At 59.7% G+C, this 19957-nt stretch carries 18 protein-coding genes; 5 read left to right on the top strand and 13 right to left on the bottom strand.

Annotated elements, in window-relative coordinates:
* Positions 1–58 precede the first annotated feature (58 nt).
* Positions 59–2131, bottom strand: a complete 2073-nt coding sequence (locus tag HCZ30_RS15940) for a heavy metal translocating P-type ATPase (RefSeq protein WP_167639308.1) — start codon at positions 2129–2131, stop codon at positions 59–61.
* Between the two features lie 120 nt (positions 2132–2251).
* On the opposite strand from HCZ30_RS15940, the gene HCZ30_RS15935 reads away from it, so the two are divergent.
* Entirely contained in the window at positions 2252–2680 is a 429-nt protein-coding gene (locus tag HCZ30_RS15935) for a MerR family transcriptional regulator (RefSeq protein WP_167639307.1), read from the top strand.
* Here HCZ30_RS15935 and glgX read toward each other — a convergent pair.
* The 9 genes from glgX to HCZ30_RS15890 form a co-directional block, all read right to left on the bottom strand.
* Positions 2677–4752, bottom strand: coding sequence for a glycogen debranching protein GlgX (gene glgX, locus HCZ30_RS15930; RefSeq protein WP_167639306.1), 2076 nt, complete (start codon positions 4750–4752; stop codon positions 2677–2679). The two genes, HCZ30_RS15935 and glgX, sit on opposite strands and share 4 nt — an antisense overlap.
* Positions 4753–4765: 13 nt before the next feature.
* The gene (locus HCZ30_RS15925; RefSeq protein ID WP_167639305.1) at positions 4766–5944 is read right to left on the bottom strand and encodes a sugar phosphate nucleotidyltransferase; all 1179 of its coding nucleotides are present in this window, start codon (positions 5942–5944) and stop codon (positions 4766–4768) included.
* Positions 5945–6081: 137 nt separating this feature from the next.
* Positions 6082–8412 carry a malto-oligosyltrehalose synthase gene (gene treY / locus HCZ30_RS15920; protein WP_167639304.1) on the bottom strand — a complete coding sequence of 777 codons (2331 nt, stop codon included), beginning with the start codon at positions 8410–8412 and terminating at the stop codon, positions 6082–6084.
* Entirely contained in the window at positions 8409–10169 is a 1761-nt protein-coding gene (gene treZ / locus HCZ30_RS15915) for a malto-oligosyltrehalose trehalohydrolase (protein ID WP_167639303.1), read from the bottom strand. Before treZ ends, treY begins: the two co-directional genes overlap by 4 nt.
* 87 nt (positions 10170–10256) lie before the next feature.
* Positions 10257–10805: a hypothetical protein gene (locus HCZ30_RS15910; protein WP_167639302.1), complete on the bottom strand. Its 549-nt coding sequence runs from the start codon at positions 10803–10805 to the stop codon at positions 10257–10259.
* A gap of 90 nt (positions 10806–10895) precedes the next feature.
* The gene (locus HCZ30_RS15905) at positions 10896–13451 is read right to left on the bottom strand and encodes an HWE histidine kinase domain-containing protein (protein ID WP_167639301.1); all 2556 of its coding nucleotides are present in this window, start codon (positions 13449–13451) and stop codon (positions 10896–10898) included.
* The gene (locus HCZ30_RS15900; RefSeq protein WP_167639300.1) at positions 13448–14077 is read right to left on the bottom strand and encodes a biliverdin-producing heme oxygenase; all 630 of its coding nucleotides are present in this window, start codon (positions 14075–14077) and stop codon (positions 13448–13450) included. The genes HCZ30_RS15905 and HCZ30_RS15900 overlap by 4 nt, the downstream gene beginning before the upstream one ends.
* A 139-nt stretch (positions 14078–14216) precedes the next feature.
* On the bottom strand, positions 14217–14603 hold the full coding sequence (locus HCZ30_RS15895; protein WP_167639299.1) for a response regulator: 387 nt from the start codon (positions 14601–14603) through the stop codon (positions 14217–14219).
* 656 nt (positions 14604–15259) lie between these two features.
* Entirely contained in the window at positions 15260–15706 is a 447-nt protein-coding gene (locus HCZ30_RS15890) for an NUDIX domain-containing protein (protein WP_167639298.1), read from the bottom strand.
* 79 nt (positions 15707–15785) lie between these two features.
* Between HCZ30_RS15890 and HCZ30_RS15885 the strand changes: the two genes are divergently transcribed.
* Positions 15786–16529: an esterase/lipase family protein gene (locus HCZ30_RS15885; RefSeq protein ID WP_167639297.1), complete on the top strand. Its 744-nt coding sequence runs from the start codon at positions 15786–15788 to the stop codon at positions 16527–16529.
* On the opposite strand, the gene HCZ30_RS15880 is transcribed toward HCZ30_RS15885, so the two are convergent.
* The 3 genes from HCZ30_RS15880 to HCZ30_RS15870 form a co-directional block, all read right to left on the bottom strand.
* A complete protein-coding gene (locus tag HCZ30_RS15880) occupies positions 16526–17599 on the bottom strand; it encodes a 5-(carboxyamino)imidazole ribonucleotide synthase (RefSeq protein WP_167639296.1) in 1074 nt (357 codons plus the stop codon). The two genes, HCZ30_RS15885 and HCZ30_RS15880, sit on opposite strands and share 4 nt — an antisense overlap.
* On the bottom strand, positions 17592–18080 hold the full coding sequence (gene purE, locus HCZ30_RS15875) for a 5-(carboxyamino)imidazole ribonucleotide mutase (RefSeq protein ID WP_167639295.1): 489 nt from the start codon (positions 18078–18080) through the stop codon (positions 17592–17594). The genes HCZ30_RS15880 and purE overlap by 8 nt, the downstream gene beginning before the upstream one ends.
* Positions 18081–18144: 64 nt before the next feature.
* Entirely contained in the window at positions 18145–18363 is a 219-nt protein-coding gene (locus HCZ30_RS15870; RefSeq protein ID WP_167639294.1) for a YdcH family protein, read from the bottom strand.
* A 160-nt stretch (positions 18364–18523) separates the two neighbouring features.
* Here HCZ30_RS15870 and HCZ30_RS15865 point away from each other — a divergent pair, with 160 nt between their 5' ends.
* The 3 genes from HCZ30_RS15865 (at position 18524) to HCZ30_RS15855 (ending at position 19757) form a co-directional block, all read left to right on the top strand.
* Positions 18524–18946, top strand: a complete 423-nt coding sequence (locus HCZ30_RS15865) for an Hsp20 family protein (RefSeq protein WP_167639293.1) — start codon at positions 18524–18526, stop codon at positions 18944–18946.
* A complete protein-coding gene (locus tag HCZ30_RS15860; protein WP_167639292.1) occupies positions 18943–19167 on the top strand; it encodes a DUF1150 family protein in 225 nt (74 codons plus the stop codon). Before HCZ30_RS15865 ends, HCZ30_RS15860 begins: the two co-directional genes overlap by 4 nt.
* A 116-nt stretch (positions 19168–19283) precedes the next feature.
* Entirely contained in the window at positions 19284–19757 is a 474-nt protein-coding gene (locus HCZ30_RS15855) for a cytochrome b (protein ID WP_167639291.1), read from the top strand.
* Positions 19758–19957 lie beyond the last annotated feature (200 nt).

Here is a 19957-nt window from a genome sequence, read left to right as displayed (position 1 = left end):
TTACGCGCGGGATTAAACGGTTCATAACCCTGTTCAAATGAAACTTTTGTAACAGCCCTCAGGGTTTTGCGCGAAGAAGCCGCATCGCATTGATCGTGACGAGAACAGTCGCGCCCGTATCGGCAAGGATGGCGATCCAAAGACCGGTGATCCCTAGGATCGAGGTCACCAGAAAGACGGCCTTTAGTCCCAGCGCGATGCCGATATTCTGGCGGATATTGCCCATCGTCATGCGAGCAAGGCGGATCATGCGAGGTACATCGACAACGCGGCTCCGCAGGATGGCAGCGTCCGCCGTTTCGAGCGCGACATCAGTGCCCGAGCCCATCGCAACGCCGACGTCAGCCTGTTTGAGGGCAGGGGCATCGTTGATCCCATCGCCGATCATCATGACGGGGCCAGCCATGCCGCGAATGGCGGAGAGTTTGTCTTCGGGCATGAGTTTCGCTTTGAAGTCGACGTCAAGCTCGCCCGCGATGGCAGCGGCGGTGCGTTCGTTGTCGCCCGTCAGGATCGTCGCGCCGATCCCCATTTCGCGAAGCTCGGCGAGCGCGGATTTCGCATCGTCACGCGGCTCGTCGCGCAGGGCGATGTAGCCGATGGGACGATTATCACGGCTGACTACCACGACGGTCTGGCCTTCGGCCTCTAGCATCGCGACCTGATCGTCGTCGATATTCGCAGCCGAGGGGCTGAGCACGCTGATCGTTTGCCCGTCCAGAGTGGCCGTCACCCCTTTGCCCGCGATGGCCTTCGCGTTTTCGACCTTGAAAGGCGTGTCCGCGAACCTGTCCAGAATTGCGACTGCGAGCGGATGGCTCGAGCCATTTTCGACGGCAGCGGCGGTGCGCAGGACGTCGGCTTCGTCGCCTTGCAGAGCGATGATCTTGGTCACTTGCGGGGTGCCGCGCGTCAGCGTGCCGGTTTTGTCAAAGGCGATCTGTTTGATCGCGGCAGTGGTTTCTATCACCGCGCCGCCCTTCATCAGCAGACCTTGGCGAGCGCCAGTCGACAGGGCAGAGGCGATGGCCGCAGGGACCGAAATCACCAGTGCACAAGGGCAACCGATCAGCAGCAGCGCGAGGCCGCGATAGATCCAGGTCTCCCACGGCTGAGCCAGCAGGAGGGGCGGGATCAACACCGTCAGCAGCGCGATCCCCACGACGGTCGGCATGTACCAGCGGCTAAAGCGGTCGATAAAACGCTCGGTCGGGGCGCGGGCGCTTTCGGCTTCTTCCACCAGTTCGACGATGCGAGCGATGGTATTGTCGTGGGCTTCCTTCGTGACGCGGACGCGCAGGACGGCTTCGGTGTTGATGGCGCCAGCGTAGACTGGATCGCCTTCGGATTTGGTCAGAGGGACGCTTTCACCAGTGATCGGGCTTTCGTCGATGCCGGAGGTGCCTTCGGTAATCACGCCGTCGGCAGGAATGCGGTCTCCGGGGCGAACGACGACGATCTGGTCAATCTTGAGGTCGGAGGCGGGCACTTCGCGTGTCGCTCCGTTCTCCTCGAGCCAAGCGGATTTGGGGATCAGTTCCGACAGGCCGCGAATGCTCGCGCGGGCTTTGGTTGCGGCGACGCCTTCGAGGACCTCACCGACTGCGAAGAGGAATACAACCAGCGCAGCTTCCTGCGCTTCGCCAATAATCAGCGCGCCGATAGCGGCGATCGTCATCAGGCTTTCGATGGTGAACGGCTGGCCGGTTATAAGCAGGGCAAAGGCTTTGCGAGCGACGGGCAGCAGGCCGATGACCGTGGCTGCGACGAAGGCCCAAACACTGAGGGTCGGTGCAATCAGCGCTAGCACCCATGCGACGGCGAGGACAGCACCGGCAAGCAGCACATGGCGGCTCTTTGTCGTCTCGTACCAATGTTTGTCGGGGTCGATTTCATGGACGTGAGTGTGATCGCTATGATCGTCGATCTCGTAGCCGACTTTGCTCACCGCTTTCTTGATCGCCGCGCGGTCGGTTTTGGACCCATCGAGTTTCAGCGTGAGTTTTTCAGCGATGTGCGAGACCTCGACGTCCTCAACGCCGTCAATCCGCTCGACGGCTCCACGGACCTTGCCCGCGCAGGAGCCGCAGTCCATGCCCTTAACGGTAAATTCGCATACTTCACTTGTCATCGCACGCCTCACTCTTTGCTTGCGATGACAGAGATAGGACCTCCAGCGACTGTAGGTTCAAGTGAAATGTTGAAGAGATCCGAAATAAATCTACAGTGATTGGAGGTTTAGGAGGGTAACATGCTGACGATTGGCGCACTGGCAAAGCGGACGGGGACCAAGGTCAACACCATCCGATATTATGAAGAGATCGGCATGATGCCCGAGGCGGAGAGGACTGAGGGCGGTCAGCGGCGGTACAGCCACGACGACCTCGACAGGCTGGCGTTCATCCGTCATGCGCGGCAGTTGGGTTTCCCGCTCGACGATATTCGCGGGTTGCTTGATCTGTCCGAACATCCCGAAAAGCCCTGCGCCGAGGCTGATGTCATTGCGACCCGCCAGCTCAAATTGATAGAGCAGCGCATCGCGCGCCTTGAGGCGCTGCGGGCCGAACTGTCGCGGATGGTCGCGCAATGTCATGGTGGTCCGGCAGGGGAGTGCCGTGTGATCGAGGTGCTCCGCGATCACAGCGAATGCCTGACCGACCATGACATGCCGGATGTTTAAGCCGACTTGAACAGGTTCGCCGTTTGGTACCCGATGGTGATAGTGCCTTCGCATTCCTGCGCGACCCTCACCGGATCAGCGCCGCTATCGAGGATGCGGACCCACTTGCCTTCGGGCAGGGTAAAGTCTGTATCGTCGCCCGCGTTATAAATCGTCAGCAATGCCGGAGCCGCCGGATCGCCGCCTTTGGTGAGCTTCAGCGCGACGATTTCGGACTGGTTGTCGTTCCAGTCCTCGTCCGTCATCACGCGGCCCTCGGCGTGTCGCCATTCGGTGCCGACGCTCAGTGCGTCTGCATATTCCGGCGCGCGGCTGAACTTCACCGGAGCCAGCCAGTCGGCATATTCGCGGCGGATTTCGCTGAATGCGGCAAACGCCTGCGCAATCTCGTGGTCGGGGTTCGACCAGTCGATCCAGCTTAGCTCGCTATCCTGACAGTAGGCGTTGTTGTTGCCGTCCTGCGAATTGCCGAATTCATCGCCCGCGAGCACCATCGGCACACCGTGCGACATCATCAGCGAGCCGAGCATCGCCTTCACGCGGCGGACGCGGTGATCTTCGATCGCTTCGTTGGTCGTGTCGCCCTCGGCACCCATGTTGTCAGAGATGTTATGATCGTGGCCGTCCTGATTGCCCTCACCGTTCTCTTCGTTGTGCTTCTTATTGTAGGACACAGTGTCCCAGAGCGTGAAACCGTCATGCGCGGCGAGGAAGTTGATCGAACTGGTGGCAGGGCGTGATGAGTGGTCGAACTGCACCGGCGAGCCGAGAACACGTTGCGAGAGCTTCGGGCTTTGCGACGTGTCGCGGCGCCAGAAGGCACGCGTGTCATCGCGGAATTTGTCGTTCCATTCGCGGAACGGCCACGGGAAGCCGCCAACCTGATAGCCGCCTTCGCCAACGTCCCAAGGCTCTGCGATCAGTTTGACGCGCGACAGCACGGGGTCCTGACGCATCGCGCTAAAGAAAGCACCCTCGCGTTCGAAGCCATCGGGCTCGCGGCCCAGCGTCGAGGCCAGATCAAATCGGAAACCGTCGACGTGCATCGCTTCGACCCAGTAACGCAGCGAGTCCATGATCATGCGCAGCACCATGGGGTGCGCGACGTTCAGCGTGTTGCCTGTGCCGGTAACGTCATAGCCATAGCGTGGGTTTTCGGGGCTCAGCGCGTAATAGCTGGCGTTGTCGATGCCGCGGAAGCTGAAGGTCGGACCCATGTGGTTGCCCTCGGCGGTGTGGTTGTAAACCACGTCGAGGATTACTTCGATGCCTGCCTTGTGCAGCTTCTTGATGGTCTCTTTGACTTCGCTGACCTTCTCGCCGGACAGGTACATGCGGTTGGGAGCGAAGAAACCGATGGTGTTGTAACCCCAATAGTTCGACAGGCCCTTTTCGATCAGATGGCGGTCCTGAACCATTGCGTGGAGCGGCAGCAGCTCCAGCGTGGTGATACCCATTTTCAGCAGGTGTTCGATCACAGGATCGGTGCCAAGGCCAGCAAAGGTGCCGCGAAGGTTTTCGGGCACGCCTGGATGCTGTTGCGTCAGACCCTTTACGTGGGCCTCATAGATCACCGTGTCGGGCCAGTCGTGCTGGAGGATGCGGTCTGCGTCCCAGTCGAAATTCGGGTCGGCCACCACAGCGCGCGGCATATACGGCGCGCTGTCGCGAGTGTCTATTTCGAGGTCCGAGCCGCCAATGGGGTAGGAAAACAGCGCGTCGTCCCAGTTCAGATAGCCCCGCATCTCCATCGCATAGGGATCGAGCAGCAGTTTATGCGGGTTGAAGCGATGGCCTTCTTCGGGCTTCCACGGGCCGTGGACACGGTAGCCATAAGCCTGTCCGGGTTTCACGCCGGGCAGGTAGCCGAACCAGATGCCGCCTTCCATGCGTGGAAGTTCGAGCTGTTTGACCTCGTTGCCTTCGTCGTCAAACAGGCAAAGGTCGACCCGTTCGGCGTTGTCGGAGAACAGCGCAAAGTTGGTGCCTTCGCCGTCAAAACGCGCCCCGAGTACGTTGGGGCGCGAATTGGAAAGATCAAATGTTGTCGAAAAAGACGTGTCTCTGGGCATCTAGGTTTACCGGTTATTGCGAAACAATATGACTATGGGGGCGCTGGCTACTCATGGGGTGCATGAGCGTGCGCTGGTCGGCGCGGCGGGCCAGCATTTCGGATGTAACGAGCGTTGTGCCGCCGTCGGTGCAGCGGAACCAGCGGGCGTCCTCGTCATGGTCTTCACCGACGACAAGGCCCGATGGGATTTCAGTCCCAGCGCCAACGATGGTCTTGGACAGGCGACAATTGCTGCCGACCGACGCGCCGGGAAGGACGACGCTTTCTTCGATGGTCGACGAAGCGGACGTCATATCGGCAGGTTTGGAATAGGCTTGGTCCGGTGCTTTGGGCAGACGGATCGGCGAGCCGTTCTCGAAGTCGAGCAGGGCAAGGCGGTAGGCATCGAGAGTGCCCACATCGCGCCAGTAACCGGGGGTGCCGTCTTCGCTATCGGGCAAAGCGTAGACGTTCAGGGTATCCTGTGCCAGCGCCATCGGCATGATGTCGTGACCGAAGTCGTGGCTGGTGCCTTCGCGCTTGAAGGCTTCCATTATGGCATCGCGTAGCCATTCCCAGTCGAAGACGTAGATGCCCATCGAAGCGAGCGCCATATCGGAACGGCCCGGCATTGCGGCGGGATCTTTGGGCTTTTCGGCAAATTCGACGCAGCGGTTCGCGCCGTTGATGGCGAGCACGCCGAAACCGGTCGCTTCCATGCGCGGGACGGGAGTTGCGGCGAGCGTCGCCATGGCGCCCGATGCGCGGTGCGCCTCAAGCATGGCGGTGAAATCCATATCGTAAACGTGGTCTGCGGCGAGGATCAGGACTTCCTTCGGGTTGATGCGGTCAACCTCGGCAAGGTTCGCCATGACTGCGTCCGCAGTGCCGCGATAGCCTTGCTGGTTCGCGATCTTGGCGCCATCACGCAGGTGCAGCCCCTTCGCGAAACCACCAGCCCAAGCGGTCTCCATGTGGCGGGTGAGGGTGTTCGGCTTGTACTGGGTCGCCACGAACATTTCGTCGAAACCAGCGCGGTGAACGCCCGACATCACAAAATCCACGATGCGGCCTGCGTCGGCAAAATGGACGGCAGGCTTGCATTCATGAGCGGTCAGCTCGTGGAGCCGCGAACCCTGTCCTCCGGCGAGAAGGAAAGGCAGGCATCCTTTGGTCAGATTATCAGAGAGAGTGGCGGGGACGTCGAACATGGTTACCTCGGTTCGTGCGGCGCCGGCGCGTATTCTCGCGCCGGAACCCTGTAGAAGGGACTGAACTGTTCGCTTGGCCTAGCAATGAGTAAACGTTGCAGTGCAGCGTAGGTTCCAAGGTCCCTTCACCTTCGGCCTCAAGCTGCCGATATATCGGCGGCAAGTTGCCTGACGAGGTAGATTGTGAATGGCAAATCGGTGGTTTCGACCAAGTTTTCAGCACCTTGCGGAATATCGGCGTAGGCAGATTGTAGCGGATTGAATTCAAAGCAAACTTCAACGCCGTCTTTGGAACGCTTCAGCTGCAATCCGTTGTCAGTCGTGGTCAGATCGACCGAGGCGGCGCTGAAAAATTCGGCGTGTTCGTGACGCAGTTGTGTGAGCGCCGCAATCAGCTTCGCTTTGGTTCCGGCAAAGCCGCCGAGTTCCGCTGAATGCTGCATTGCGGCGAAATCGACGACCTCTCGGTTGTCGGGGTCGGTGAGGTGATAATTGCCCTTTTCGCTGCCCTGATAGATGTCCGGAATGCCCGGCATGAGCATCTTCAGCGTGACCTGAGCGAGCGATAGCATCTCTGCCTGCGCGATCAGGCGCTGGGCTTGCTCGGGCAGCGAGTCACGCCAGCGGCCGATGATGCCGCGTGCTGCGTCGAACACCGGCTTTTCGGCCTCATCGTTGGGATAAGGCCAGTTGGTGATCACCTTCGCCTCGCGCAGGGCCTTGCGTATATGCTCTTCAAGGCGGTCAGCGAGGTCTTCACGGCCGGTTTCCCAGATCGCGAGGGCAGATTGCACGACATACCACGCATCATTGGCCGAAACGCCATCGGGCATCTGGGCCATTTCGTGATCGACCAGCGCGAGGAATTCATCCGGCAGGTGGCTACACGCAACGAGCCGCATCCGCGCATCCTCTGCGCGTTTTGTGTCGTGGGTCGAGGTCAGCGTGATCGCTTCGGGCCAGTTCGTCTGGCGGTCTTTCAGCCATTCATCCAGCGTCTCGACGTCGATGGTGGTGTGATCCGGTTCCGACCCGACCTCGTTCGCGGCGAGGTAACGGTTATAGCGGAAAAACGCGGTGTCTTCCTGCGACTTAGCCAGCAGCGCGCCCGTCACCTGCTCGAAACGCTGACTGAACGCGGTTTCATCCGCGGTGGACGGGTTGGTGAGTATCTTGCCCATGTGACGCGCGATATCGTCGGTGCGGAGCCCGTCAGAGGCTTCTTCGATCACGGCCGTCCAAAGGCGTTTTTCACCGGTCACTGATCCCGTGCCCGCACGGTAGGTGCGATAGCGCGGGAAAGCGGAGAGCAGGGCAAGGACGGCTTCGCGCAGGGTTTCATACCCCGGCTCGCTCGGCAGGGAACTACAGGCGGCAGCGGCCAGTTCGATCAACTGGCCAAGCTCGGCAGCGAGGTCCTGCGTGATGACCTCCATCTTGCAGCCTGCCAGCATCGCGTCGAAATCTTCCGTGATGCCGGTCGCCTCGCGCCATGCGAAATCGAGCTTCGCCAGACCTTCCGGCGGTGTCAGGAGGCGCACGATCTGGCGCGCCGCCTCGTAGCCGGTGGTGCCCTGAACGGGCCAGTCGATCGGCAGGGGCTCGTCGCCGGTGAGGATCTTCTCGATCCAGATCGGGCAGGTCTCGCCAGCCGCAGCGCGCAGGTCATTCAAGTAGCCGATCGGGTCAGCAAGGCCGTCGATGTGGTCGACGCGCAGGCCGTGAACGATGCCATCTTTCACCAGTCGTAGCGGCAGCTCGTGCATCGCGTGGAATACCTCGGGGTCTTCGACGCGCATCCCGATCAGCGAGGTCACGTTGAAGAAACGGCGATGTGTGACCATGTCGCGCTCGCGCTCCCATAGGCGGAGTTGCCACATTTGCTGATCATGCACGGCGCGGATTTCGTCGGGGGACAGGTCGAGATTATCAGGCGCAGTGCCCTCGGCAATTGGTACGCACATCGGGTCGAGTCCGCCGACGTCGACGGCCATGACGACCTCATCGCCGTCCTTCTTCAACGACACCTTGCCCTCATCCACCATCGTGTCGAACGGAGCGGGCAGGAAAGGGATCACCAGCCGCTGATCGCGGGCGATGTCGAAGTGCATGTAGTATCCGGACTGTTCGCCGCGCTTTAACACGTCCCAAAGCCACTTGTTTTCCAGCGTGAAAGCCGTGTGGTTCGGCACGATGTCGAGGATGATCGACAGACCCTTTTCCTGAGCGGCTTTCGACAGTTCCACCAGACCCTCTTCGCCGCCGATGGTCGGGTCGATTTCGGCCGGATCGGTGACGTCATAGCCGTGGGTCGAGCCGCCGTGCGCGGTGAACACGGGCGACAGATAGAGGTGCGAAATTCCCAGATCCGCGAAGTAGTCGAGCGACTGCCGGATCGTATCGAATGTCACTCCGTTGCGAAGCTGGATGCGATAGGTCGCCGAAAGCGGGCGGAGGGGGGCGTTCATGAAATCACCTTTACTGCAATGGCATAGGGGTCGGTCGTCAGGTCGCCGACCGCGAAATCGGGGAAGTGGAGCATGTGGTTGGGGAAGGGGCCAGCCTTGCCGCGAAGCTCGGGGTTATGGGGTCTCAGGCGCAGGGCTATGCAGATCTGCCCGCCCTTGAACGGCCACGCGACGTAGATGCCTTCCTCGCCGATCTGCTCGGCATCGGTTAGGCCCTTTTCGCCCGACTTGACGATCGGCACGATCCGCTCTTTGCGGAAGGTCAGCAGGTCTTTGGTCAGCTGTTCCCAATCGGCGCGGTGAGGCGTGTCCTCGGGCCGAAAGGGGTAAGAAGCGGCGGCGGTCTCGGGATCGGTCGGGTCGCTCATCTTGCTGGCGTCATGGCCGATGCTGGCCAGCTCACGCGCGCGCCCTTCGCGGCACCCTTTGGCGAGGTCACCCTCAAAATCGACGAAGAAATTGAACGGCGCGGCAGAGCCGACTTCCTCGCCCATGAACAGCATTGGCGTGAAGGGCGAGCAGAGCAGCAGCGTGTGCAGAACGCGCGCGGCGGTATCGTTGCTCAGCGCAATCAGGCGTTCACCGCCCGCGCGGTTGCCTATCTGGTCGTGGGTCTGGTTCGAATTGACGAAGGCGCTCCATGGCAGGTGACCGGCGGAGGCGCCCATCGGTTTGCCAGCGGGGCGTTTCTGGCCCTCGTTCACCTGTCCGCGTTCGAGGGCGAGTTTCAGATCGCCGATAGGATCGTGGGCAAATGGCTCGTAGTAGGCGAAGTCCTCGCCCGTCAGCGTGCAATGGACCGTGTGATGGTAGTCGTCGTTCCATTCGGCATCGTAGCCTGCATCGCGCAGGTGGGGCAGATTGCGCTCGTCCTCGGTTATCATGTGGATCGGGCGGCCCCAATCCTTGGCGCGGATCGCGTCGATCAGCGAGATGAGGAACGGGCGGTGGCCTTCCTCGCTGATTTGGTGAACCGCGTCGAGGCGCAGACCGTCAAAGCCGTAATCCTCAAGCCAGCGCATCGCGATATCGCCGAAGTAGTGGCGCACTTCATCGCGGGAAAAGTCGATGCCCGCACCCCAAGGAGTATCGGTCTGGTGGAAAAACTCTGGGCAATATTCGCCGATGTAATTCCCCGACGGGCCGAAGTGGTTCATTACGAGGTCTAAAATTACCGAAATGCCCAACTCGTGCGCCTTGGCGACGAGGGCAACGAGGTCTTCGGGCGAGCCGTAGGCGTTGTGCGGCGCGCCGATCAGCACACCATCATAGCCCCAGCCGCGATTGCCTTCGAATTGCGAGAGCGGCATCAGCTCAATCGCGGTGAATCCTAGCGCGGCGAGGTGTTCGAGTTCTGCCGTCGCGGCTTTGAATGTGCCTTCCTCGGTGAAGGTGCCGACGTGAAGCTCGTAAATGATGAGGTCTTCCATCGACATACCGTCCCAAGCGGGCGGCGGCGTTACCTCGGTGAGGACAGATGGGCTGTGCACATCGCCGGATTGGAAACGGGCAGCGGGGTCGGGGCGGTCATTGCCGTTGATGCGGAATGTGTAGGTATCGCCGACCTCGGCAGGGATCTCGGCCCAGTACCAACCGTTCGACGACGTGGTAGGGTGGGCGATGCCGTTCAGAACCAGTTCGACGGACTGCGCAGCAGGAGCCCAGATGGCATACCGCCAACGGCCGTCGCCGACCTTGGTCGCTCCCCACTGAAATTGAAGATCACTCGGCTCGAACGGGCGATCAATGCGCGTCATAAAATTTTCCCCAAAGAGATTGTCCATAAAGACAACCGCCCTGCGGGGAGGGGGTTCCCGATTTTGTGAGAATACGGTGCCTAAGTCTTAGCCGCGGTCAAAGCGTGCCGCATAATCGCGCAGAACGTCGATGATCTTGCGACTTTGCTGTGCTGTGCCGTCCAGGCCATCCGCGAGCGCATCTTTCAACGCCTCGACCTGACCTCGCCTGATCAGACGGGCAGAGCTTTCGGCGACGCTGGCGATATTGCCGAGCGAGTGGCGCAGTTCCGAAATCCTGCTTTCCAAATCGTGATCGTTTGGCAGCATCTCGATGGCCGATACTACGACGTAGGCGGCCCCGTCCTGCGGGTAGCACTCGACCTCGTAATCCATGCCGCCGATGTGAACGCGCAGGTTTGCCGCGTTGCCGTTCTGGGCGTTCGTCACAGCCGCGGACACATCCGCTAGAGCGGTGAGCGCGGTCGCCAAATCAGAGGGGATGTCGATGGGCGAGGACAGCGGTTTGAGCGACGCCAAAGAGAAGTTTTCAGACGGCACAACGGTACCGGCCAACACAGGCTGGCGGCGGCCCAGTACATAGGGCGTGACCTTGCCGTCCGGCTCGATCAAATGCTGATGACGTGTCCCGTTCATATCGTATCCCGAAGTAGAGGATCGGTATACGCAAGGATATTTTTCAGCGCTTGTCCACATGTCAGCGCAGAAAAATAGGAAATTCGTTAATTATTTATCGTGAGCCGCTTTGAAAGCCGCCATCAGGGAGTCGCTGCTGAACGGTTTCTGCACGATTTTGCAGGGCGGGTAGCTTGCCTGGATTTCCTCGGTTTCGCCGTAACCCGTTGCAACGACGAAAGGAGTTCCGCGTTCGTACAGCAATTCGGCGACCGGAACGGACTGTTCGTTGCCGAGGTTCACGTCGAGGAGGGCGAAGTCGATCTGGTGACGCTCAATCTCTTCGAACGCCTGCTGAACCGACGAAGCGATGACAACTTTGCTTGCACCGGCGCTTTCCAGAATGGCCGCAGCATCCATCGCGATGATCAGAGCGTCTTCGAGAACCAGAGCGGTGCCGCCGAGGTCGAAGCCGGACTTTTCGGTGTCTGCAAGGTCTGTCGTGCTCACTTCGTTTTCGACCTCAATGATGCTGTTGATATAGGACGGCGGAACGCGGAAATGGGCGACGACGCCGGTGACGCGGTAGTGGATTTCGGCATCGCCGCGCAGTTCGTGCGGGATGGATCGTTCGATGATAGTCGAACCGAAACCGCGACGTGTCGGAGGGGCGACAGGTGGGCCATTCTTTTCTTTCCAGTCGATCAGAAGGCCGCCGCTGCGGTCGATCGAGAGGTCGATCTCGATACGTCCGCTCTGGTCGACCAGCGCGCCGTATTTCAGCGAGTTGGTGGCCATTTCGTGCAGGACGAGCGCCATGGTAGTATAGGCCGTCGGCGCCAGCATCACGTCCGGGCCTTCGATCTTCACGCGGGTATTCTTGTCCATCGCGTAGGCCTCGAATTCCATCCGCATCAGGGCCTTGAGCGACACGGGCTCCCACTTTTCCTTGGTCAGCTGGTCGTGTGCACGGGCCAGCGACTGGATGCGGCCATCAAGGCTGGAGGTGAATTCGGCAAGCGTGTTTGCGCCGCTCTTCGAGGTCGAAACGAGACCGCGGATCAGGTTCAGGATGTTCCGGACACGGTGGTTGAGTTCCGAAATCAGCAGCTGCTGATGTTCCTGCGCGCGGCGACGTTCTTCGTTGGCGGCGTCGGTGATCTTGAGGAAAATCTCCAGCAGTACGGTGCGCAGAAGTTCTGCGGCATGGAGCGAGCCAAGGTCCCACGGCGAGCTGTGACCGAAGACGTTTTCTTTCCAGATATCAAAGCTCTTGCGCGGCGTGAGGCGAACACCGTTCGGGCCGGTTTCCACCGGCTTGTTCGGATCGCCCGCCCACTGAACTGTCTGTTCGATGGGGCGGCGACACAGGATGATGTAGTCGCGCGGACGCTTGGAGATCGGGATCGCCAGAATACCGGCGCAGCGTTTCACGAACTCTTCGGCGTCGGGGTGTATCTTGCTCAGATGATCGGTCCCGTAGACCGCCGTGCCGATGCGGGTGTCGAGCATACGGGCCAGACCGTAGAATTCGTCCTCGGTCGGGGTCGCGCCTGCGCTGAAGAACTTACCGTCGGTATAAAGGATGATGCCGTCGTGCGGGATGACGCGCTCGATGTCTTCGGACACGTTCATCAGGCTGTCTGCGAGCGAACGACCGTCGGCCATATGCGCAATGAGCATAGTCTGTAGGCGCCCGGAGTCGATTTCAACCTGCGCGCGGGCGTGCTCTTCCTGACGGCTGAGTTCGTAGGAGAACAGATGGGCGAACATCTCGATCGCGGTGCGGCGTTCATAGTCGATGTAGCGCGGAGTGTGGTTGTGGCAGGCAAAGAGGCCCCATAGCTCGCCGTTTTTCATGATCGACACCGACATTGACGCCTGAACGCCCATGTTCTTGAGGTACTCGATATGGATCGGCGAGACCGAGCGGGTCACAGCCAGCGACAGATCGATCGGCTCGCCCGAATGTGTCTGCGGCGGGACGATGAGCGAACCTTCATCGTTCACGTCCGCGATCAGGCGCAGCAGCGACCGCTTGTACAGCGCGCGGGCCTGCACCGGAATGTCCGACGCGGGGAAGTTCAGGCCGAGGTAGCGGCGGTCACCGTCGGCGCGGTCTTCGGCCAAAACGCGGCCCGACGCATCGGGTTGGAACTGGTACACCATCACGCTGTCAAAGCCCGACAGACGGCGCATACAGCGCGCCGCCTCGCGGGCGAGGTCGGTCAGGTCCAGCTTGTGCTGGAGGCGGTTGATCAGCGGATAGACCTCGGACGTCACGTCGAGATCGCGCGGGCCGCTCTTCGGTTCGAATTCGATCACCATGTGCTTGCCGCTCTGGTGGATCGAAATGTCGTAGAGCTTGTGAGCGCCACGGACGATCACGCCGAACATCCGCACAACACCGCTCGGGTTTGCGAGGATGCTGAGGTTCTGGCGGATGCGGTCGAACGTGTCCGAAACGATAAGTTCGGTCAGCGGCTTCCCAAGCAGGTCATTCGGCTCGATGTCGAAGATGTCGGCAACGTTCGACGAGGTGTGCTGAATGATCCAGTCCGACGACACAGCAACGAGCGCACCATAGGATTGAACGCGTCCCAATTGATGGATCGGTTCGCGGTCGCAGTTGGTGAGGTCGACTTGGAAGTCGGCGTTATTGTTCATGCTTGGGCCTTAAGTAGTTCGGTCGCCTGTCCCGCAGCTGCCTGAAAGATGGCAAATCCGGCGCCGACATCGTCGATGAGTTTGTCTGCCAGTCTCGAATTGCGGTCAACCATTTCGAGGCGAGCGCAACATGCGGCCCAGCCCCCTTGATCGGCCATTTCGAAATAGGCGGGCAGGGGGGTGATACCTGCCTCGGTAAGCTGGCGCGCTAGGACTTTGGTGCCAAGGCGCGAGCCGTAGAATATGTAGTCGACGGCAAGCGGGTGCAGCTTGCGCGGTGCAACGGGGAGGGGACGGTTTAGCGGACGATCCTTGCAATCCTGCATCAGGGCGTCGATCGCTTGCTCCATCGCTTCGCACGCCTCTCCGGCGCGCTGATCGCGAAGAGAACAGAAGCCGAGAAGCTGAGCGGTCAGGAACCAGTCGAGGTTCTCTGCGGGGGCATCACGGAATGGCTGGAATGTCGCTTCGGCCTGATCGTGGTGGGCACGCGAAGCGGAACGCAGGGTAAAGCGGAAGGACTGTTCCTTGGGCGCGGCGTTGGCCGGCGATGAAGCTTCGTTCGCGCCACTAGCAAGGATTTGCCGCGCGGAATCGTGCAGCGGGGAGTTTATTGTCGTCTTCAATTGTCCCTCGGCCAGTTAAAGGCTTATTCAACCGTTAACGTGCTTACGGGTATAAAGTTCCCGTGGATCACAAAAAAAATGCGCCGAACCGACGGAATTGTGGTTCGCGCATTCGAAAAGAGCAGAAATGGATTTTAAATCAGGCAGCTAGGACCGAAACGATCGAGTCCTCTATTTGATACGGCACGGTCGGCTTCGGGCAGAAAATCATGCCTGGATAACGGCTGGAAAGTTCGTCTTCGGTGGCGTGAGCCGAGTGGAAGATGATCGGCACGTTGGCCTTCTGCAGCACATCGGCGAGCGCGAAAACTTCGCCGCCGCGTACATTGACGTCGAGGATTGCCAGCGTCGGCAGGCTCTCGGCCATAGCATTGAGGCCGCCGTCTACGCTCGGTGCAGGGCCCATCACGTCTAGGCCCATGTCTTCGACTATAAATTTCAGATCGAGAGCGATGATCGCCTCGTCTTCTACGATAAGAACCCGACCTGCATCGGACTCTAGTAAACCTGTTATTCTCGCATCCATGACTGCTCCTCGCTTTTATTCGTTCGGACGGTCTATGCGGATTCAAGGACTCTCGGGCGGAGTTTGTTCCACGAATTATTCGTCGGTGATGCTCACGTATGCAGAAAGGTAACAAGACCTACCCGAATGCAACACTTTGATATGTGCAAATTTGCAATGAAGTCGGCCTCTACTGTTGAAATTTCAGTAGAAAACGACGCGGGATGTGGTGTGCGAGAATGCGGATTTTGCAGTGCAGCGATCACGAGATTTGATCTCTTCCGTGATGTCGGGTGACGCTTTGTTGAAGACGTTTGATCGTCTGCGAGAGGACTGAAAGTGTTCTCAGAAGAAGCAGGCGAAATATACGGCAAGACACTGTTATGGCGAGATTTTTCCAGAGCGTGAACTGTAGCGCCACTGAGGACGATTGCTGTTGCAGGCGACAAATACAGACGCGCTTTTTCAGCGGCGGTTCGTCCTGAGAAAAGGCTCCCATAAGCGACTAGGGCGGTGGGCTAAAAGGGCCAAGCACGGGGATAGCCGAAATTCGCACAGCCGACTCTTCTTAACCCGCTAACAGAGTCACCTGACGCAACCTAAGGTGACAAAATGTGCAAAAATTTTTTTGTAGTAAATAATTTTTAACCGCGATTCGTAGCGCTTTGGGCGCCGCGTCAGCGCAAAATCGGCTCCAGAGCGTCATAGGTCGGGGCATCGGGATCCCGCCATGCAACGGCTGCAAGGCTGTCGGGTTTAAGCCGGATTTTCGACAGCTCCGCCCGCGTCACCCAGCGACGATGGGACACCACGCCTTCGGGGTCGGTCCACTCGCCATGAAGGTCGCCGGACACGATTTCGCAGCGGAAATAGATGTCGACCTGATGGAAATCGCCTTCCGGATCATGGAATTCGTTCACGAGGCAAGGCTCGCCGACCTTTACGGTGATCCCCGTCTCCTCGAACACCTCGCGAGAAAGATTGGCAGGCAGGCTCTGGTGCGGCTCTGCCCCGCCGCCGGGGGCGCACCACAGGTGCGTGCGTCCACGCCAAGCGTTGACGATGAGAAGCTTGTCTTCGTTCATGATGATGGCGCGCGTGGCCAGCCGGATCGGTCGTTTCATAGGTGAACTGTGTACAATGACGTCCGGTCAGACAAGATACCCACTGCCGCACATCCCATTGCGCACTATAACCCAAGTCATGAAAAACATTCTCGCTTCACTGCTGCTTTTGACAGGCACCATCGCCCAAGCCGATCACGAGGACGAATGCGTCGTTCTGCTGCACGGGTTGGCGCGGACGGGGCTCTCGCTCATCGTCATGGAAACCGTGCTGGAGGCCGAGGGCTATCAGGTGGTGAACTCGGGCTATCCGTCGACCGAAGACCCGATTGAAACCCTCGTGGCCGAGAATGTCGGTCAAGACGTGGCGCAATGTGGGGAAAAGACGACACATTTCGTCACGCACTCGATGGGCGGCATTCTGGCGCGTGCTTGGCTGTCGAATAACCGGCCCGATAAGATGGGCCGCGTGGTGATGCTCTCACCGCCCAACCAAGGCTCGGAACTCGTTGACGAATTCGGGGATTGGGCGCCATTCGAGTGGATCAACGGCCCTGCGGGAGAGCAGCTTGGCACGGATGACGGGAGTGTTCCGTTGGAACTCGGGCTGCCGGATTACGAACTGGGGATCATCGCGGGGAACCAGTCGCTGAACCCGATCTACTCGGCGATTATCGATGGTGAGGACGACGGCAAAGTTTCGGTCGCCTCGACCCGTCTGGAGGGCATGACCGACCACATCGTGCTGCCGGTCACGCACACTTACATGATGAACAACATCGCCGTCATTTCAGAGGTCATGGCGTTTCTGGCGGACGGCCATTTCGACCACGACCTCGAAGTGCTCGGCGAAGATCTGGTGCAGAGCGAGCCGGCGAATTAATTCGCCGGACCCGTGATGCGGTTGATATGGCCCATCTTGCGGCCCGGCTTGGCTTCGGCCTTGCCGTAGAGGTGGATCGCAACGCCTTCTTTGGCATAGTCGGGAATGCGGTCCACGTCGTCGCCGATCAGGTTCTCCATCACGACGTTGGAATGGCGGGTGCCATCGCCGAGCGGCCAGCCAATAACAGCGCGGATGTGCTGTTCGAACTGGTCGACAACGCAGCCGTTCTGGGTCCAGTGACCGGAGTTGTGAACGCGCGGAGCGATCTCGTTCACGATCAGACCTTCGCGGGTGACGAAAAGCTCGACGCCCATGACGCCGACATAATCCAGCTTATTGAGGATCTTGGCGGCCAGCAGCACCGCGTCGGTGCGCTGAGCGGGCGTGAGGCGGGCAGGGACCGTCGTTGTGTCGAGGATACCGTCCTTGTGGACGTTCTCGCCCGGATCGAAGCAGGACACCGCGCCATCAAGGCCGCGCGCACCGATCACCGATACTTCGTGGCTGAATTCAACGAAGCCTTCGAGGATCGACGGAGCGCCTGCCATATCGGCCAGCGCCTGCGCGGCGTCTTCAGGAGCCTTCAGGCGGGCCTGACCTTTGCCGTCGTAACCGAAGCGGCGGGGCTTCAGGATCGCGGGCAGGCCGATTTCGTCGATGGCTTCGGCCAGATCGACCTCGTCGTCGACAGCAGCGAACGGCGCGGTCTTGAGGCCGAGGTCATTTAGAAACGCCTTTTCCACAAGACGGTCCTGCGACACGGCAAGCGCCTTGCGGTTCGGGCGGATCGGACGCACGGACTCGAGCATGTCGAGCGCCGAGGTGGGGACGTTCTCGAATTCGTAGGTGATGACATCCACCGAAGCGGCGAAATCCGCGAGCGCTTCGACGTCCTCGTACGGCGCAGCGGTCACGCGGTCGGCAACGTGGCCCGCAGGCGGGTTAGTCGAGGGCTCGAAAATGTGGGTTTTGAAGCCGAGACGCGAGGCCGCGACCGAGAGCATCCGGCCCAGCTGACCGCCGCCCAGAATGCCGATTGTCGCGCCGGGTTGGAGGATATCAGTCATCGGAAGGCTCGTCGGGAATGGAGGCGGAAAGAGCATCGCGCCATGCGTCCAGCTTTTCAGCGAGGGCAGGGTCTTGCAGCGCAAGGATGCCAGCGGCCATCAGGCCCGCGTTGGCAGCACCTGCGGCACCGATTGCCATAGTGGCGACGGGGAAACCCTTTGGCATCTGGACGATGGAGTAAAGCGAGTCGACACCCGACAGCGCCTTGGTCTGAACCGGAACGCCGACAACGGGAACGCGGGTTTTCGACGCCATCATTCCCGGAAGGTGGGCCGCGCCGCCTGCGCCTGCGATGATGACCTGAAGGCCACGCTCGGCAGCGGTTTTGCCGTAGCTCCAAAGGCGATCGGGGGTCCGGTGGGCCGAAACGATCTTGGCCTCGTAGGTGATGCCCAGTTCGTCGAGAATATCGGCGGCAAGTTTCATCGTCGGCCAGTCGGACTGGCTACCCATGATGATGCCGACTTGGGGTGTAGTCATCGCGTAAAATCCCCGCTGCTGTCAGGAAGCGGCACTATACAAAGCGTAGGGGAAGGTGCAATCGTCAGGCGATGATATCAGGGAGAATTCGGTCTTCGATCTGGCTGATCTTGTCCTTGAGGACAAGTTTCTGCTTTTTCAGGCGTCGGATCGTAAGCATATCAGCCGAGCCTTGGTCTTCAAGTGCGCGGATCGCTTCGTCCAGATCGCGGTGTTCGGTTTTTAGGACACTGAGTTTGACCCGAAGGACCTCGACCTGTTCCATCCTTGCGGATTTGTTCATACTTCACCCGAGCAATGGTCTTGCATCATACTGACAACCTACGCCTTTTTTGGCGTTCCGCCTAGCCCTTGCGAAGTCGGCGGCATCATCCCATATTCGAAAGCAAGAGGTCGCCGCTTTTCGGGGCCTTTTGACGGTCGCTTGAGCAAGGACATGTCGAATGACAAAACTGACTTTGGGAACCCATCCCTTTCTTCTGGGGTTCGAGCAGCTTGAACGGCTGGTCGAGCGCACTGCCAAAACGGGCAATGACGGGTATCCTCCGTACAATATCGAACAGACATCGGAACGGTCCTACCGGATCACCCTCGCCGTTGCGGGCTTCCGCGAGGAAGACCTTGCCATCACGGTAGAGGACAGCAGCCTCGTGATACGTGGCCGCCAGACCGATGACAGTGATCAACGCATTTTCCTGCATCGCGGCATCGCTGCCCGTCAGTTCCAACGCACCTTCGTGTTGGCCGACGGAGTCGACGTAGGGGAAGCTGTCCTTGAAAACGGCCTGCTGCATGTCGACTTAAATAGGAAGGTCCCCGACAGTGTGGTGCAAACCATCAAGATCAAAAGGAGTGCGGAGGCATGAACCAGAATTTCGAGCTCGATAAGAACGACGATCGCATCGTGTATGTGAAAGAAGTTGCCGTTGCCGACCTCCCCGACGAGGTGCAGGAAAAAGCCGGTGATCTTGAGACGCTCTTCTCGGTGCACAAGTCCAACGGCGAACAACTCGCGCTGGTGGCTGGCCGCGAACTGGCTTTCTCGCTGGCTCGTGAACACGACATGGACCCTGTGACCGTTCACTGAGCGGAACGCACATCGCAAAAGACAACGAAGCGCCCCGAGGGGCGCTTTTTTATTTTGCCAAGCGACGGAAACGGGCGCCTTCTACGTATCAAGGAGAAGCATTTCCGGAGCCCGTTATGTCCACCCCATTGAAATACACCCGCACCCAGGTCGCATTGCACTGGTCGGTTTTCGTTCTGCTGATCGTCAGCTTCTTCAGCCACGAAGGCATGAAGCGCGCGTTTGGCACTTTCCTGCGCAACGGTACGGCCGAAATGTCGACCGGCGCCTACGTCCACATCATCGTCGGCATTATTATTCTGGCACTCGTCGTCTGGCGCATCGTGCTGCGGATCACCAACACCGCCCCGCCCGAACCAAAGGGTGGGCTGCTGGGCCTCGCTGCCAAGGCGGTTCAGTTCATTCTTTATGCCGTGCTGGTCATCCTGCCCGTGTCGGGCCTGATCGCGTGGTTCGGCGGTGTGCATGACGCGGGCGATGTCCACGAAGTCATGTTCACTATCGGCTGGCTGCTTGTCGCGCTGCACATCATCGCGGCGCTGGTCCACCAGTTCTATTGGAAGGACAACCTGCTGGCCCGCATGAAGTAATCGCCTCCTAAATGCAAAAACGCCCCGTTCTTTCGAGCGGGGCGTTTTCGTTTGTGTCGGTTATCTCTGGCTTACTTGCCGGAGATGAGGCCCATGCTTTCGAGCTTGAGCAGTACCTGGTGTGCGCAGTTGTCGACGTCGACGTTCTCGGTTTCGACGACGATCTCGGCGTTGACCGGAGTTTCGTACGGATCCGAGAT

The sequence above is a fragment of the Marivivens donghaensis genome, from assembly GCF_011806565.1.
Classification (GTDB): Bacteria; Pseudomonadota; Alphaproteobacteria; order Rhodobacterales; family Rhodobacteraceae; genus Marivivens; species Marivivens donghaensis_A.
Note: the sequence above shows the minus strand (reverse complement) of the source record. Positions and strands in the feature narration are given on the sequence as shown.

What these genes read in the sequence shown, in the direction of transcription:
- treZ (WP_167639303.1), bottom strand. Translation starts at nt 10,169, where the DNA reads ATGACGCGCATTGATCGCCCGTTCGAGCCGAGTGATCTTCAATTTCAG.
- glgX (WP_167639306.1), bottom strand. Translation starts at nt 4,752, where the DNA reads ATGCCCAGAGACACGTCTTTTTCGACAACATTTGATCTTTCCAATTCG.
- HCZ30_RS15940 (WP_167639308.1), bottom strand. Translation starts at nt 2,131, where the DNA reads ATGACAAGTGAAGTATGCGAATTTACCGTTAAGGGCATGGACTGCGGC.
- treY (WP_167639304.1), bottom strand. Translation starts at nt 8,412, where the DNA reads ATGAACGCCCCCCTCCGCCCGCTTTCGGCGACCTATCGCATCCAGCTT.
- HCZ30_RS15860 (WP_167639292.1), top strand. Translation starts at nt 18,943, where the DNA reads ATGAACCAGAATTTCGAGCTCGATAAGAACGACGATCGCATCGTGTAT.
- purE (WP_167639295.1), bottom strand. Translation starts at nt 18,080, where the DNA reads ATGACTACACCCCAAGTCGGCATCATCATGGGTAGCCAGTCCGACTGG.
- HCZ30_RS15890 (WP_167639298.1), bottom strand. Translation starts at nt 15,706, where the DNA reads ATGAAACGACCGATCCGGCTGGCCACGCGCGCCATCATCATGAACGAA.
- HCZ30_RS15910 (WP_167639302.1), bottom strand. Translation starts at nt 10,805, where the DNA reads ATGAACGGGACACGTCATCAGCATTTGATCGAGCCGGACGGCAAGGTC.
- HCZ30_RS15855 (WP_167639291.1), top strand. Translation starts at nt 19,284, where the DNA reads ATGTCCACCCCATTGAAATACACCCGCACCCAGGTCGCATTGCACTGG.
- HCZ30_RS15870 (WP_167639294.1), bottom strand. Translation starts at nt 18,363, where the DNA reads ATGAACAAATCCGCAAGGATGGAACAGGTCGAGGTCCTTCGGGTCAAA.
- HCZ30_RS15925 (WP_167639305.1), bottom strand. Translation starts at nt 5,944, where the DNA reads ATGTTCGACGTCCCCGCCACTCTCTCTGATAATCTGACCAAAGGATGC.
- HCZ30_RS15880 (WP_167639296.1), bottom strand. Translation starts at nt 17,599, where the DNA reads ATGACTGATATCCTCCAACCCGGCGCGACAATCGGCATTCTGGGCGGC.
- HCZ30_RS15885 (WP_167639297.1), top strand. Translation starts at nt 15,786, where the DNA reads ATGAAAAACATTCTCGCTTCACTGCTGCTTTTGACAGGCACCATCGCC.
- HCZ30_RS15905 (WP_167639301.1), bottom strand. Translation starts at nt 13,451, where the DNA reads ATGAACAATAACGCCGACTTCCAAGTCGACCTCACCAACTGCGACCGC.
- HCZ30_RS15865 (WP_167639293.1), top strand. Translation starts at nt 18,524, where the DNA reads ATGACAAAACTGACTTTGGGAACCCATCCCTTTCTTCTGGGGTTCGAG.
- HCZ30_RS15935 (WP_167639307.1), top strand. Translation starts at nt 2,252, where the DNA reads ATGCTGACGATTGGCGCACTGGCAAAGCGGACGGGGACCAAGGTCAAC.
- HCZ30_RS15895 (WP_167639299.1), bottom strand. Translation starts at nt 14,603, where the DNA reads ATGGATGCGAGAATAACAGGTTTACTAGAGTCCGATGCAGGTCGGGTT.